General features: G+C 56.7%; 15 protein-coding genes. 8 read left to right on the top strand and 7 right to left on the bottom strand.

Annotation, left to right across the window (positions count from 1 at the left end):
* Positions 1–36 precede the first annotated feature (36 nt).
* From ACO6TI_RS12055 to ACO6TI_RS12045, 3 genes are all read right to left on the bottom strand, one after another.
* Positions 37–561: a flavodoxin domain-containing protein gene (locus tag ACO6TI_RS12055; RefSeq protein ID WP_196877540.1), complete on the bottom strand. Its 525-nt coding sequence runs from the start codon at positions 559–561 to the stop codon at positions 37–39.
* 263 nt (positions 562–824) lie between these two features.
* Positions 825–1,505: a DNA-3-methyladenine glycosylase I gene (locus ACO6TI_RS12050; RefSeq protein WP_196891185.1), complete on the bottom strand. Its 681-nt coding sequence runs from the start codon at positions 1,503–1,505 to the stop codon at positions 825–827.
* A 137-nt stretch (positions 1,506–1,642) separates the two neighbouring features.
* Positions 1,643–2,395, bottom strand: a complete 753-nt coding sequence (locus ACO6TI_RS12045; protein ID WP_082442702.1) for a protein phosphatase CheZ — start codon at positions 2,393–2,395, stop codon at positions 1,643–1,645.
* A 121-nt stretch (positions 2,396–2,516) separates the two neighbouring features.
* On the opposite strand from ACO6TI_RS12045, the gene ACO6TI_RS12040 reads away from it, so the two are divergent.
* From ACO6TI_RS12040 to clcA, 3 genes are all read left to right on the top strand, one after another.
* Positions 2,517–3,407: a DUF2927 domain-containing protein gene (locus tag ACO6TI_RS12040; protein ID WP_422384994.1), complete on the top strand. Its 891-nt coding sequence runs from the start codon at positions 2,517–2,519 to the stop codon at positions 3,405–3,407.
* A gap of 248 nt (positions 3,408–3,655) precedes the next feature.
* Entirely contained in the window at positions 3,656–4,396 is a 741-nt protein-coding gene (locus ACO6TI_RS12035; RefSeq protein ID WP_055111039.1) for a L,D-transpeptidase, read from the top strand.
* A 57-nt stretch (positions 4,397–4,453) separates the two neighbouring features.
* Complete coding sequence (clcA, locus tag ACO6TI_RS12030) at positions 4,454–5,914, top strand: H(+)/Cl(-) exchange transporter ClcA (RefSeq protein WP_422384993.1); 1,461 nt, start codon at positions 4,454–4,456, stop codon at positions 5,912–5,914.
* 176 nt (positions 5,915–6,090) lie between these two features.
* Here clcA and ACO6TI_RS12025 read toward each other — a convergent pair whose 3' ends face one another.
* Positions 6,091–6,450 (bottom strand): DUF4870 family protein, encoded by a 360-nt coding sequence (locus ACO6TI_RS12025; protein WP_029062145.1) that lies wholly within the window; start codon positions 6,448–6,450, stop codon positions 6,091–6,093.
* A 350-nt stretch (positions 6,451–6,800) separates the two neighbouring features.
* Here ACO6TI_RS12025 and ACO6TI_RS12020 point away from each other — a divergent pair, with 350 nt between their 5' ends.
* Both ACO6TI_RS12020 and ACO6TI_RS12015 read left to right on the top strand, forming a co-directional pair.
* Complete coding sequence (locus ACO6TI_RS12020) at positions 6,801–7,745, top strand: LysR family transcriptional regulator (RefSeq protein WP_035898472.1); 945 nt, start codon at positions 6,801–6,803, stop codon at positions 7,743–7,745.
* A gap of 137 nt (positions 7,746–7,882) precedes the next feature.
* On the top strand, positions 7,883–8,278 hold the full coding sequence (locus tag ACO6TI_RS12015; protein ID WP_055111035.1) for a c-type cytochrome: 396 nt from the start codon (positions 7,883–7,885) through the stop codon (positions 8,276–8,278).
* A 67-nt stretch (positions 8,279–8,345) separates the two neighbouring features.
* Here ACO6TI_RS12015 and ACO6TI_RS12010 read toward each other — a convergent pair whose 3' ends face one another.
* Positions 8,346–9,644 carry a DUF3422 family protein gene (locus ACO6TI_RS12010; RefSeq protein WP_055111033.1) on the bottom strand — a complete coding sequence of 433 codons (1,299 nt, stop codon included), beginning with the start codon at positions 9,642–9,644 and terminating at the stop codon, positions 8,346–8,348.
* Positions 9,645–9,838: 194 nt separating this feature from the next.
* Here ACO6TI_RS12010 and ACO6TI_RS12005 point away from each other — a divergent pair, with 194 nt between their 5' ends.
* Both ACO6TI_RS12005 and ACO6TI_RS12000 read left to right on the top strand, forming a co-directional pair.
* Positions 9,839–10,615, top strand: coding sequence for a FadR/GntR family transcriptional regulator (locus tag ACO6TI_RS12005; RefSeq protein WP_055111031.1), 777 nt, complete (start codon positions 9,839–9,841; stop codon positions 10,613–10,615).
* Positions 10,616–10,633: 18 nt separating this feature from the next.
* Entirely contained in the window at positions 10,634–11,770 is a 1,137-nt protein-coding gene (locus ACO6TI_RS12000; RefSeq protein WP_055111029.1) for an alpha-hydroxy acid oxidase, read from the top strand.
* Position 11,771: 1 nt separating this feature from the next.
* Here ACO6TI_RS12000 and ACO6TI_RS11995 read toward each other — a convergent pair whose 3' ends face one another.
* A complete protein-coding gene (locus ACO6TI_RS11995; RefSeq protein ID WP_422384992.1) occupies positions 11,772–12,536 on the bottom strand; it encodes a type 1 glutamine amidotransferase in 765 nt (254 codons plus the stop codon).
* Between the two features lie 94 nt (positions 12,537–12,630).
* Here ACO6TI_RS11995 and ACO6TI_RS11990 point away from each other — a divergent pair, with 94 nt between their 5' ends.
* Positions 12,631–13,548: a DMT family transporter gene (locus ACO6TI_RS11990; protein ID WP_055112535.1), complete on the top strand. Its 918-nt coding sequence runs from the start codon at positions 12,631–12,633 to the stop codon at positions 13,546–13,548.
* Positions 13,549–13,589: 41 nt separating this feature from the next.
* On the opposite strand, the gene ACO6TI_RS11985 is transcribed toward ACO6TI_RS11990, so the two are convergent.
* Positions 13,590–14,480: a LysR substrate-binding domain-containing protein gene (locus ACO6TI_RS11985; protein ID WP_055111027.1), complete on the bottom strand. Its 891-nt coding sequence runs from the start codon at positions 14,478–14,480 to the stop codon at positions 13,590–13,592.
* Between the last annotated feature and the right edge of the window lie 104 nt (positions 14,481–14,584).

Raw genomic sequence — 14,584 nt, 5'->3', positions numbered from 1 at the left:
TGTCCCTGATAGCGAAATGCACCGATACGGTTGCAATCACGCTTTCGCAAAATCCGACACCAGTCGCGACAGGGCATCCCAATCTGTGAATTCGCGCGTAGTCTGGAGCTCCTTGTTGACGTGATCCGCAAGATCACCTTCCAACAAGGCCGACTTTTCAAACCAGTCATAAGAACCCGGTTTCACCGCACCGGCGATCAGAGCGATTTCCGTTGGCTTCCAACTTGCCGCCTGAAGAAAGGTGTCGACATATTCCCCAGCCTCTTCCCTTGTGTCCTGAAAGGCCGCCGCCAGGCTTACAGACACGAACAGGCCAGGCAATTCGTTGAGACTGCCCCGGTTGGCAAAGACAAACAATTCGAGATCAGGCTGGTGCCTGGCCGAGTGCACGGAGCCGGCAATGATGGTCTTGTCAAAGTCCGGAATGGAAAGCCCGCCGGAGAGATCACTTACATTGTGGAATCGGACCTCATGCCCCTCGCCCGACAAGGTCGCGCCAATGAATTTTGAAATCTTTTCCGTTTGTCCTTCGGTGGTTGCATAGGCAATCAGGTATCTCAAGACAGCACCTATCCGCTTTCGTTCGACATTCCCACGCTAGCGTATGCCGTGTTTTCCGTCGCTCCGTATCTTCACGTGTTTTGCCCGGGTAAATCGCGGCAAATTGTCCGATCACGAGCACTCGCATCTGGTGCTGGCCGACATTTCAAGGATTGCCGGGGTCGACAGGTGAACCAACATTTATCAATGCGAGTTCCGAACGCAGGACGGGCTGACAGAGACACGGCGCCTGCCGATGAACAGGCCCGAAAGGCACCTCCTTTTTATTTCCTTGTCGGTCTCACAAACGCTTCCCTGGCCTTTTCAACCTGGTCCCGGCAACAACAACCTTCCAGGTGGTCGTTGACCATGCCCATGGACTGCATGAACGCATAGACGGTCGTAGGGCCGACGAAGCTCCAGCCTCGTTTTTTCAGGTCCTTTGAAAGGGCCGTGCTTTCAGCCGTCTTGCCAAGCGTTCTTGCAGTTTCAAAATCGATCCTTGCCGGCCGGTCTTCCGGTTTGGGTTCGAAGGACCAGAAATAGGCCGCAAGCGAGCCAAATTCCGTTTGGAGTTCCAGAGCCCGATTGGCGTTGTTGATCGTCGACTCGATCTTCTTGCGGTGCCGCACGATACCACTGTCTTCCAGACACCTTGCAACATCACCGTCGTTAAACTTCGCCACTCTTTCAAACTCGAAATTGGCGAATGCCGCCCTGAAGCCTTCCCGTTTCCTGAGGATCGTCAACCAGGACAGGCCGGACTGAAAGCCTTCGAGGCAGACCTTCTCAAAAAGCCGCCGATCGTCATCGACCGGCCAGCCCCACTCCGTATCGTGATACCGCTGGTAGTCCTCAAGACCACCATGCCACCAGCAACGGCCCCTACCGTCCTGCCCTTTCAGGAGACCGGTGACCGGGTCCCGCTCTGGTTTCACGTTTTTTCCGGTTGCCTGTTCGCTCATGCCTCACCCGATATTCACTATTTGTTCTCAATTGGTAGCGGTGATCGAGATCAGTTACAAGCACAAGTGTCCAACCAAGCTTGAAAAACGAAAAAGCCCGGCGAAATGCCGGGCTTTTCAATCGACTGTATTGGGGGTCAGGCAAACAGGGCGTCGATATCGTCCTGGGACGCAACATCGTTGTCGGTTTCCAGTGCGGGACCGTTGAGCAGCGCCGCGTCGCCTTCCTTGAACTCCCGTTGCTCGAGCTCAATGTCCTTGAAGGTGTCAATTCCGCCCCAGATGTCCATCATCTGCATGATGCGATCCTCGACAAACCGGAGTGTCGAAACGACCTTGGTGATGCGCTGACCTGTAAGATCCTGGAAGTTACAGGCCTCGAAAATTTGAACAACCTTTTCCTGAATGTCGTTTGCGAGCTCAGAGTCCTCTTTGCCGACACGAGCCGAAAGTGTGTTGGCGGTCTCGTCAATGAACTCGGCGGCAGAAAGAATCATTTCCGTCGCCCCTTCTGTCCCGTCGACAACGGCATCCAGCTCGTTGGTGACACGGGTCATTTCCTCACCCTTGGAACCAGTGGTGTGGTGCAGGGTGGCAATTTCCTTTTTGGTCTGAGCGATCGCTTCATACATCGCGTCGATCTCGACCTTCAGTTTAGCAGCCTCCGACAATTCCTTGCGAAATTCGGACATGAATTTCTGGCTCATCGCTTCGGGGTCAAGTGCGTCGCCCTTTTGCGCAGCTCCTTTGCCGATCAATGATCTCAGACTGGAAATTTCCGCCAGCACTTCCTGATGCCGTCGTTCTTCGGCAAAGGCCGGATCACTGTCGGCCCCGGTATTCATGCGTATCAAGCTTTCCGCTCGAAAGGATCTCTTCACCGCGGCCATGCCTTCTCCCGTCCCTTGCCCCTGCCGGCGCATACAAATAGCGATTACCCAATTGGTAGCAGCGGAAGTTTAAAGAAATGTTTTTCCCTGAATTGACGAAAATGACAGGGGTGTCCGATGTTTGGCGCGATATTCCTTCTTTTTCCTCTCAAACGGTTTGGTTATCTTTTTCAACGACATTATTGGCGACGATCCGGACATGCCCGCACCGGTTTCGTCGCAGGGAATATTTGAACTGAACATGAATGTGGCCGGTAACTGCGATCTGACTTATATGAAAACCATGCGTTTCCTTCATCTGCCAGCATTGCTGACAAGTTTGTTTCTTACGGCGCTCATGATTTCCGTGTCGGCGCGAGCCGCAAACGATTCATTTTCTACCGAGGAACTGCTGAGAGGTTTCGAGAAGACGGTGTTCGGGCTCGAGTACCGCAGCTGGAGCTGGCGTCCCTACCTGGTCAAGAAGTTCACGCAGCCGGTAACCTTTTACGTACACAATCTGTCACGCCGCGACCGCACGCGCGTGGTCCATCGTTTCGTGCGGGAAATCGACCGGCGGATCGGTGGTCTCGAAACCAGCATTACCAACGATCCAGCCGCTGCGAATTTCGAGGTTTTTGTCGTGGACCGGGCGCAATACGTGTCGGTGGTTCAAAGAGACATTTACAAAAACGACCGTGCAAAAGTCCCAGGCCGGTGCCTTGTGCGCGTGGTTTCCGGTCGAAAGGGCATCAAACGCTCGTCCGCGGTCATTGTTTCAGATGAGGGGGAGTTTCTGTTCAAGCGCTGCCTTGTCGAGGAAATCCTTCAGGGGTTAGGCCCCATGAACGATCATCAGGACCTGACACACTCGGTTTTTAACGATGCTTCGCGCCACAGCCGGTTTACCGTGTTCGACCAGATCATTTTGAACATGCTTTACGATCCCCGAATCAGGCCCGGCATGTCGATGAAGCAGACCAAACCCATCCTGCCCCTGGTTGTGCGTGACGCCCGCAGGCGCGTGCGTTAACCAACGAAGGCTGGAAATCGCAAAGATTTCAATCATCGAAAATCGATGTGCGAGCAGGTCGCCACCGTGGCAGGGATCTGTTAATCCTGTTCCTCAAGACTCGGCTAACCATAAGAAAGATTTACGCGAATTCTCACGCCGAGATTCACTATTGCCTGAACATGCCCGCTTATCATCCTTGCCAGTTCGTTAACCGGCAACTTAAAATTGCCGGAAGACGTGGTTGATGATGAGTTGCGAGTGTTGCCATGTTCTTTTTGAAGAAACGTTCTTCGAACTTACTGTTTCTGGCGGGAGCTACCCTGCTCGGCGCCTTCATTTCGGCGGGTCCGGTGTCTGCCGGCCAGGTTTCGCCTCCCCCACTGGTCCTGAGCCCAAATCTGACAGAACCCTGGATGCTGCAGCTGCAGCCCGGCACGGCGCGCCGCGCAGCAGCTCCCGTACAGAGGCGGCAGGTCCAGCAGCCCAAGGTCCGGCGTGCCAATTGGTGGTCGCGCCGAATGGAACCGGCCCGGCAACAGCCCAAACGGCAGACCCGGCAGATTGCACCTCAATTCCTTCCGACGATCATCGACTATGACGGCCCTTACAAGGCGGGCACTATTGTCATCGATACGAACGCCCGCTTCCTCTATCTGGTCCAGAAGGACGGAACCGCTCGCCGCTATGGTGTCGGCGTCGGCAAACCCGGATTTGAGTGGGCCGGCATGCACCGTATCACGCGCAAGGCCGAGTGGCCGGACTGGCGTCCACCAGCATCGATGCGCAAACGCCGCCCCGACCTGCCTGTCTTCATGGCCGGCGGGCCGGAAAATCCGCTCGGGGCAAGGGCGCTCTATCTGGGGTCCACGCTTTATCGCATTCACGGGTCCAATCAGCCCTGGACCATCGGACACGCAGTCTCGTCCGGCTGCATTCGCATGCGCAATGAAGATGTCATGGACCTCTATCAACGTGTGGGCGTCGGGACCAAGGTACACGTTCTCTAATGCACAACCTCGACAACTGAAAATCACCTGAACGCACGGCAACGCCGTGCGTTTTGTTTGGTTTGCCAGCCACTGCTTGCACTGCTGCAGGTTTCTTTGCAGTTTGTTTTTCAACGAAGAGCGGATCTCCGCTCGTCAAAGCGTATCGAGACGACGCAGGGTATGACCCGACGCACCAACATTGAATCTGCGCGGTCCGACGCGGCCTATTTCGTGAAAGCGGCCCTGGTCGGCCTTCTCGTGGGAGGACTGGCGACCGGTTTTCATGCAGGTCTCGAGCATCTGTTTGCCCAGTATGCCGCCCTGAGAAACTCTCTCGGCAGTGGCGCATTGCCGTATGTCGTTTCGATTCTCATTTCATCTATGTGCGTTGCCGCAGCTTTTCTCCTCGTTCAACGGGTTGCTCCGGAAGCCGCCGGCAGCGGCATTCAGGAGATAGAAGGAGCGATGGAGGACCGGCGCCCGGTTCACTGGCCCCAGGTGCTTATTGCAAAATTTTTTGGCGGCCTGCTTGCCCTCGGCTCTGGTCTGGTGCTGGGGCGGGAGGGACCGACCATTCATATGGGAGCCATGACTGCGGAAGCGCTCGCACGCTCTCACAAGGTCTCTCCCGCCGATCACAAGGGCCTGCTTGCAGCAGGAGCAGCGGCGGGACTTGCTGCTGCCTTCAATGCGCCGCTTGCCGCAATCCTGTTCATTGTCGAGGAAACGAGACGGCAGTTTCCGTTCGGCTACCGTACCTACATGGCCGTCATCATTGCCTCCATCCTGAGCGCAGCCGTTACCGAACAGCTCACACAAACCGGCCCTCTCCTGGTTGTCGATGTGCGTTACTTGCCGGTCTGGAGTTACCTGCTGCTTGCCTTGATGGGCATCCTGCTCGGTGTACTCGGTGTCTTCTTCAACAAGGCGCTGATCACGGTCATGGACCTGTTTCTGAAAATCCCGAAGGGTCTGAGATGGCTCCCGGCCCTTGCAATCGGCGCAGTCACGGGCATCCTGCTCAATGCGTTTCCCGATGCAACGGGCGGCGGCGAAGATCTGGTCCATGACCTGATATCCAGCCATTATGGCGTTCTTGCTCTCTTGTTGCTCACATTCCTGCGCTTTGGCGGCGTGCTGTTTTCCTACGCGTCCGGTGTTCCGGGCGGCATATTCGCCCCCATGCTGTCCATTGCGACATGCGCCGGACTGGCGTTCGGCGTGATAGCCGTCGAAACGCTGCCCGTGGAAGATGATTTCCGGGCAGCCTGTGCCGTCGCTGCCATGGGCGGTTTTTTTGCAGCGTCCGTTCGTGCGCCCCTTGTCGGCGTCGTGCTGGTGATGGAGTTGACCGGAGCCTATGCCCTGATCATGCCCGTGCTCGTCACCTGCACGACCGCATCGCTCACTGCTCACCATCTCGGCGGGCGCCCGATCTATGAACAGCTTCTGGAACGCACACTGCGTATTGCAGGCCAGGATCCCGATAACGAGCAGGACAAAACACCGGTGCAACTCGGCACGCGCGAAGGCTGAGCTGCCGATCCAGGCGTTTCCCCGGACAGCGTTTCCCCGGACATGGTTGCCGAAGGCAACTCAGATTTCAGGCACCACGAGCCATTGCTGCCGCTCCAGCGGCACCCTGAACCGGACAACGCACCGGATCCCGACACAAAAAGGGCTCAAGCCTCAGCAATGCGGAGACGAGGACTTCAGAACATCCAGGTCTCCGGATTTGAAATCGCGTCGCCGCGACCGGCTGTCTGCACGCCCTTGATGCACCGGATGATGAACCAGACGAGCGTCGCGATCAGCACGAAAATACCAATGAACACGAATGTCAGCACGGCGCCTATTAGGCTGTACAGCAATCCGATCCAGAATGTTCGGATCTGATAGGTATAGTGGGATTCGACCCATCCCCCGGCTTTTCCTCTGTTCAAATAGGCGAAAATTACACCGATAATCGAGGTGATGCCGACAATGATACTGACAAGATAAAGAATGTAGATAAGAGTGGCGTTCTTACCACCGGGTTCCATGTAACCTGCGACATCGGTCTGATCGTTCATAACCGCACTCCGCTAAAATTCATTCTATCGAAACCGGGCCTGTGCAGCTGCGAATCTCGTTGCATCCACACTGATCCGGCCAGCCTAGATTACAGTCCTTTGCCCATTCGTCCAGACTTGTGAATATCGCTCTGCGCGAGACGGACCAAAGTGCCTTGCCAATTGCTGGGGCGCCGGCCATGAGGACCAGAAGACCACGGGGATTTGTTTTCCCGTCTTAACGACTGATCTGGTCGGCTTGTCCTGCCGTAACAAGTGCTGTTAGTTCAAGAACGTTCCCGAATTTTGACATGGTCTGTCGCATTGGGGAGAGTTCAAGCAGCATCTGTCGTCTTTCTGAGAGATTGAAAATGAGCAATCTGACGGACATGGAAATCTTTGCGCGCGTGGTGAGCGCAGGCAGCATGTCGGCGGCCGGTCGGGAAATGAGCCTGTCCCCCGCGGTGGTTTCGAAACGAATCCGAAGGCTGGAAGAAAAGCTGGGAACGCGACTTCTCCAGCGAACAACCCGTCAGATCGCAATGACCGAAGCCGGTCAGGGCTTTTATGAACGAGTCATTGCCATTCTGGCCTCGGTCGAAGAAGCAGAGTCGTTTGTCTCGCGCGGATCCGCCAAGGCCCGGGGAAATCTCAGGGTTGCCGTTCCCACGTCGTTCGGACGCCTTCACATTGCACCGCATCTGGGACGGTTTCTTTCCGAGAACCCCGACCTGTCAGTCAATCTCGACCTGTCCGACGATTTTGTGGACATTGTCGGCGATGGGTATGATCTCGCGGTCCGGATTGCGGAGCTTTCGGATTCAAGCCTGGTTGCAAGGCGGTTGGCCCCGGTCCACCGTGTCCTGTGCGCCAGCCCGGAATATCTGGCAAAACACGGCGTTCCGATCAGCATTGAGGATCTGGCAAGCAATCATGTAACGATTGCAGCGACAAATCAGGATCCGTGGCGGCTTGCCGGGCCCTCCGGAATCGAAACCGTGCGTACACGTGCGCCTCTCAAGACAAACTCAAACGAAGTCGTGCGGGAATGCCTGCTTGCAGGTGTTGGCGTGGCACTTCGTTCCACCTGGGATGTCGGTCCGGAGCTGCGAGAAGGCAAGTTGCAGATACTGCTGCCTCAATACAGGGCATCAAAGGACGTCGGCCTGCATGCCGTTTATCCGAGCCGTCAGTTCCTGCCGGCCAAGGTGCGGGTCTTCATCGATTTCCTGGCCGGTCTTTACGGGACTTCGCCCTATTGGGATGCCGGCCTTGACGACTGGCTCCGCCTGCCGAGCAGCGCAAAGGCCGGGTGATCACTCCATTTTGACATGTGACGTTTAACTGCCGCATTAGTATCTCTCCTGATGCGACTGTGCGTCACTTGCATCATGTTCGGGCTTCCTGTCTTTTGTGCCGGGGTATGTATGCACCCAAATTGAGGGAGAGTTATATGCAGCGTTTGCTGATGATCGCCGGAACAGCGCTTCTGGCCGTAACCGCTCAGGCAAGTGCCGAAGGCGACCCTGCCAAGGGTGAGAAAGTTTTCAAAAAGTGCGCCGCCTGCCACGCCGTTGGCGAAAGTGCCAAAAACAAGGTCGGACCGCAGCTGAACGGGGTGGTTGGCGCTCCGTGGGGCCGTATCGAAGGATACAAGTACTCGAAAAACCTCGTTGAATTGAGCGACGGCAAAGTCTGGGACGAAGACACTCTCGTCGTCTATCTGACTAAACCGAAAGACCTTATTCCCAAGGGCAAGATGGCATTTGCCGGTCTGAGAAAAGAAGCGGACCGCGACAACGTGATTGCCTATCTTGCACAATTCAAGGAAGACGGCACGACCGAGTAGGATCAATCGGCATCGCATCACAGGAAAGGCCGGGGCTCCCCGGCCTTTTTCATTGCGGCAACTTCAGTCAATGTTCACCATGATGCTTGCGGATACGCCTGACGACCCACCAGATGAGCAAAACGACCAACGGCACTGCCAGGCCTGTCGTGATATTCGCGCTCGGAACCGGAAGCCCCGCATCCTTGGCGGCCTTTGCCAGGTACGAAATCAAACCGACCACATAATAGGAAACCGCAGCGACTGACAGACCTTCGACGGTTTGCTGAAGTCGCAATTGCAGACGGGCTCTGCGGTTCATTGATTGCAGGAGGCTGCGGTTCTGCTGTTCCAGTTCCACGTCAACTCTCGTGCGCAGCAATGTCGTCGCGCGGGCAAGCTTGCGTGACAGCATTGCCTGGCGGTCTTCAATTGCCTGGCAGGTTCGCATGGCAGGTGCAAGGCGTCTTGCCAGGAACGATGCCAGGGACAAATCGCCCGGCGCGGCTTCTTCTCTCAATGTCTCAAGTCTGGCCTTGACGATTTCGGCATAGGCGCGGCTTGCACCGAAACGGAAGGCACTCGCCGTCGCCCCGGCTTCCAGCGCCGCCGCCAGGGCAGACAGCTTGTCAAGAAGCTCCTGGTTGGTTCCAAGCGCAGCGGCATCCTTCATCTGGCCGGTCATTTCCGCCAACTCGATCTCAAAACGCCGGATTTCCGGTTGCAGACCTGTTGCCTCAAACAATCCCAGCATGGCAAGCGTCCGATAGGTTTCGACCTCAAGAAGGCGTTGCACAACAGCGCCGCACTGCACACCGCTCAGGGATCGATTGAACAACAACATGCGTGTCAGTCCGTCTCCGTCCTGACGGAAATCCGTCACCACGGTCGCTGCCCCGTCTTCCAGGTTCGAGACCGTCAGACTGCTCTCGTCAAACTGGCTGCGCCAATCTTCGTTTTCGACCGGTTCACGCAATTCGAGGCGTACAGCAACGAGAAGGTCTCCAGGCGCGCGAAAGGCCGCGCCGAACGGATGTGTCGCAGCAAGTTGCCCGAACAGCTGGTCCGGTCTCGCGCTTCCATCCCAGGTGTAGGTCGTGAATTCCGCGTGCTGTTCCCAGCTGAGGGTTCCACCGCCGAAAGTCAGGGTGTGATGCCGGTTCCCCGACGCCGGCCCGGGCACTCCTCGGGACATGCAGAATTCCGACAACCAGTCGTGATCCCTAGCCGCCTCTTCCGCGTTGGTCAGGAACGCATAGTGCAATACCGTGCGGGGACACGTCAGCGGTCGGAATGGACGTGCATGCACTTCTCCCAGCACACGTTCGCGCAAGAGAGATGTCCGGAACGACGGCAGCGACGACCCGTTCTCTGACCCCTGACCCACAATACTCGCCCCTGTCCAGTGTTCCGTCTGCGAGGCACTCTGATCACAAAGAACGCCTTATACCAAGGTCTAATATTGTCACAGGCCACGATTGTTCGCTGATGGCGGTTTTGACGCAATAATAATTGGATAAAAAAATTGACCAATTTTTGCATTGCACTTATGTTGCGCGGCAACGAAGGGATGCATCGCGCATGTTTCAGCCTGTTGATCATCAAAAAACGGCCGACGCCGTTGTGGAGCAGATTGAAAATCTGATCCTGAAAGGCGTCCTGCACTCCGGTGACCGGCTACCGTCCGAACGGGACCTGGCCGAACAGATGAAAGTCTCAAGACCCGTCCTCAGGGATGCGCTCAAAACTCTTGAGGAACGCAGGCTGATTGAAGCACGGCGCGGTGGCGGCACCTATGTCTGCGATCTGATCGGTCCCATATTTTCCGATGCCATCATTGAGCTGATCGCCCGGCATCCGGACGCCATCAATGACTATTTCGAGTTCCGAAGGGGGATCGAAGGACAGGCGGCCGCCCAGGCAGCCATGCGTGCAGCCCCTACCGATCTCAAGCGTCTCCAGGATATCGTCAAACAAATGCACGATGCCCACGAGGCAGAGGACCTTTCCGTCGAAGCGCTGCTTGATGTCGAATTTCACCATGCAGTCGGCGAAGCGGCTCATAACGTGGTGATGCTGCATACGCTGCGTTCCTGCTACCGGCTGCTTGAAAACGGTGTCTTTTACAATCGCGGCCGGCTCTACCACCACCCGAGCGCGCGAGACGAGTTGCTGCAACAGCACGTCGCGATCGCAGACGCGATCTGCGAGGGTGATGCTGTCGGGGCAAAGCGCGCATCAGAAGAACATATCGACTATGTACGCGGCACGCGTGCCGAGGCCGAACAACTCGACCAACGCGAACAACTGGCGGGCCTGCGTCGTATCAAACCCATTAAGAATTCCACTCGATCCTGATCCGGGGGAGGATAAATCGTGACGACTATTACCGATGTTGCCGACATGCAGGCTCTTGCAAAGCGCAGGGTTCCGAAAATGTTCTACGACTATGCGGATACCGGGTCATGGACACAAAGCACCTACCGGGAAAACGAAGCAGCGCTGCAACGCCAGAAGCTGCGTCAACGTGTTGCCCGCAACATCGACAACCGTTCGGTCAAGTCGACCATGATCGGTCGGGAAGTCGCCATGCCGGTCGCATTGGCGCCCGTCGGGCTCACCGGCATGCAACACGCGGACGGTGAAATTCTCGCGGCACAGGCGGCTGAAGAATTCGGTATCCCCTTTACGCTGTCCACAATGAGCGTTTGCTCGATCGAGGACGTTGCGGAGCACACCAAGACCCCCTTCTGGTTCCAGCTCTATGTCATGCGCGACAGGGGATTTTCGGAAAACCTGATGCAAAGGGCAACCGCGGCGGATTGTTCGGCACTTGTGCTGACGCTCGACCTCCAGGTGCTTGGCCAACGCCATCAGGATCTCAAGAACGGCCTGAGCACACCACCCAAACCAAAGCCGAGCGTCCTTGTCGATCTCGCATTCAAGCCATTCTGGTGCTGGAACATGCTTCAGACAAAGCGCAGGGAATTCGGCAACATTCACGGGCACGTGGCTGGTGTCGACGACATGTCGTCGCTCGCTGAGTGGACGAACAGCCAGTTCGACCCGACACTTGACTGGTCTTCGGTCGAGTGGGTCAAGAAACACTGGGATCGCAAACTGATCCTGAAAGGCATCAACGATGTCGAGGATGCAAAAATCGCTGCCGGCCTCGGTGTGGATGCGATCGTGGTTTCCAACCATGGCGGACGTCAGCTGGACGGTGCTCTGGCCTCCTATGACGTCCTTGGCGACATCGTCGACGCAGTCGGGGACAAGATCGAAGTTCATTTCGACGGTGGGATCCGCTCAGGACAGGACGTCTTCAGAGCGGTCGCAATGGGTGCTCACAGTACCTATATCGGCCGGGCCTACATCTATGGCCTCGGCGCAATGGGCAAGGCCGGCGTGACCAAGGTTCTGGAGATGATCCACAAGGAACTGGACGTGACAATGGGCCTTTGCGGCGAGACCGACATCACGAATACCGGCCGGCATAACCTGGTGCTGTAGGTCACGGACGCCGGAGCAACGCCAGCCATGCCCGGGCGATCGCTTCACCCAACGCGTCGGACTTGTCCGCGTGACGGGCAGCTTCCTCATCGAGCCGCTCGAGCCAGTCCGGCGTATGTGGAAGGATCTCGTCTGCAAGATTTACAGACCATTCACGCACGTCAGCTAACGCGGCTTCGAAATGGAACTGGATGGCGTATGTAGTCCGGCCGATGCGGAAGGCCTGTATCGGTGTCATTGCGCTTTCAGCCAGGTGAACAGCGTCTTCAGGAAGAGAAACGGTATCGGTGTGCCAGTGAAACAGTGGCCCGCCCTTTCCCAACGCCGAGACGACAGGATCGGCCTGGCCCTCTGCCGTTGGTGTCACGTGCTGCCAGCCGAACTCAATGGGCCGGCTCAAAATGTTGCGTCCACCGAACGCCCGCGCGATGAGCTGGCAGCCAAGGCAGATCCCAAGCACCGGCCGATCTGCCTCGTGGAACGTCCTGATCAGATCACACAAGCGCGGCAGATGCGGATACTCCTTGTCCGCAAGGGCATTCTGGCCACCTCCGAGCGTCACCAAACCGCTAAAGGTGCCTGCCTCGTTCGGCAACTCCTCGCCCGCGTAGGCCCGGACAGTTTTCCATTTGTGCCCCATCCGGGCAGCCGTTCTGCCAAGTGCCGCCAACCCGGCATCCGGATAGTTCTCGATCACCAGCAGGGTCATCCCGTCTCCCGTGTCTTCCAGTTGCTCAAACCGCTTTCGCTGGTTGACCGTAATCATCTGAGTTCTTGATGCAAACATCAAAAACAATCATTTGCGCTTAAGTGAATTGAACGCCAGATTCCCTTCAGGATTTTCCAAGCATGGTGTTTTCATGAGCGTCGCTTCCCCCGCGATCCGCAACGGTTCAGGCGGTTTTTCTGCAATGGATTACGGGCTCTATGCAGCCACGGTGCTTGCCTGGGGCTTCAGCTGGATCGCGATGAAAAGTCAGGTTGCCACCGTGGCGCCGGAAGTCTCCGTCTTCTGGCGATTTGTGCTGGCAGCTGCGGTCATGATGGCATGGGCAAAATTCCGCGGCCACAACATGTCCTTCCCAGTGCAGGATCACTTTCGCTTCGCTGGCCTTGGAGCCTTTTTGTTCTCGACCAACTTTACATTGTTTTACTATGGCGCCATGCAGATCCCCTCCGGGCTGCTTGCCGTGATTTTCTCCACCGCATCAATCTTCAACCTGTTTCTTGGGCTGATCGTATTCGGTCAGCGCCCCAATCCCTTGGCACTGTTGGCAGGCACAATCGGGTTTGCAGGGATCGCCCTGATGTTCTGGCCGAAACTGGTCGGTGCCGAATTCAACACACATGCGGCAATCGGACTGGGCATATGCGTTGCTGGCACGCTGTCATTCTGTGTTGGCAACATGGTCTCCGCCGACACCCAACGGCGCGGCATCGGAGTAGTCCCCGCGACGGCCTGGGGCATGTTCTACGGAATGATGTTTCTGGGGTTGTTTTCAGCCATTCGTGGACAGAGCTTTGCCGTCGAATGGTCGATCAGCTACTTCAGCGGACTTGTCTATCTTGCAATTTTCGCATCGGTCATTGCCTTTGCGTCCTATCTGACCCTTCTGGGGCGGATCGGGTCTGCGCGGGCAGGTTATGCGACCGTCATGTTTCCGGTGGTCGCGCTTACGCTCTCGACAATCTTCGAGGGATACCAATGGACCACCGCTGCGGCCCTGGGTGTGGTCTTCGTGCTTGGCGGAAACATTCTGATGCTGCGCGCGCGTTGAAACGCCAGTCATGAAACGAAAGTACCTGGTGGCCGAATATCTTATTCAGCCGCAAGCTGGCCGGTACCGCCACCGACATTGCCGATTGCCGCGACAAGGTGATTGCACAGGGTATCGTGCATGGCTTCTCGGGCCGTGTCCGACCGCAAAAGGGCGATGTCGCAAGACGGCAGGGCAGGAAATCCGTCCCTTTCATCCAGAATACGCATTCCGTCGCGGATCGCACTTTCCGGAAACACGGTGACTGCAAGCCCTGCCTGCACCGCTCCAACGAGAGCTGCCGCACTGGAGCTGGTATAAGAAACGCGATATCGCCGCCCGACCCTGTCCAGCGCGTCCATCGACAGTCGCCGCCAACCGCAGGTCGACGGCCCCAGCGCCAAGCGGATGATGTCCTGCGTATGCGCGCAATGCTGACTGGATGTCACCCAGTAGAGCGGTTCGCGCCGGATGATCTCGCCGCGAAGATCCATCGTATCGCTCGACGTGGTGATGGCAACATCCAGCGCTCCATCGCGGATCGCTTCAGTCAGTTTGCTGCTTCCCGAACACTCGACCTGCACTTCAATTGATGGATTCAGCCGGTTAAAAGCGGCCAGAACCTGTGGCAAGAGACGGTCCGCGTAATCGTCCGGCACGCCGAGCTTGACGTGGCCAACTTCCTTTTGACCGTTGAATGCAGTGAGTGTCTCGTCGTTCAGAAGGATCATCCGCCTGGCATATTCGACCAGGCGCTGCCCGTCTTCGGTCAGCCGTGACTGTCGTCCGTCCTTGATGAATATGGCCTGTCCGACGCGCTCTTCCAGCCGGCGCATCTGCATGGATACAGCCGATTGCGTCTTGTGCACAGCTTCGCCTGCCTTGGTGAAGCTGCCCAGTTCCGCAATCGCTAAAAACGTGCGGAGCTGATCAATATCCAGCGCGTGATTCATGTGAATGCTCCACGGCACAACCACTTGTCAGTCGGTTGATTTGAGATTCGAATTAATTGAGCGAAGATACATCACAAATTCTTACATTACAAACAATATTTCAG

Origin of the sequence: Roseibium album (assembly GCF_965233825.1) — a bacterium.
GTDB classification, from domain to species: Bacteria; Pseudomonadota; Alphaproteobacteria; order Rhizobiales; family Stappiaceae; genus Roseibium; species Roseibium album.
The sequence above is the reverse complement of the archived record's forward strand: the minus strand, read 5'-3'. Positions and strand labels throughout refer to the sequence as shown.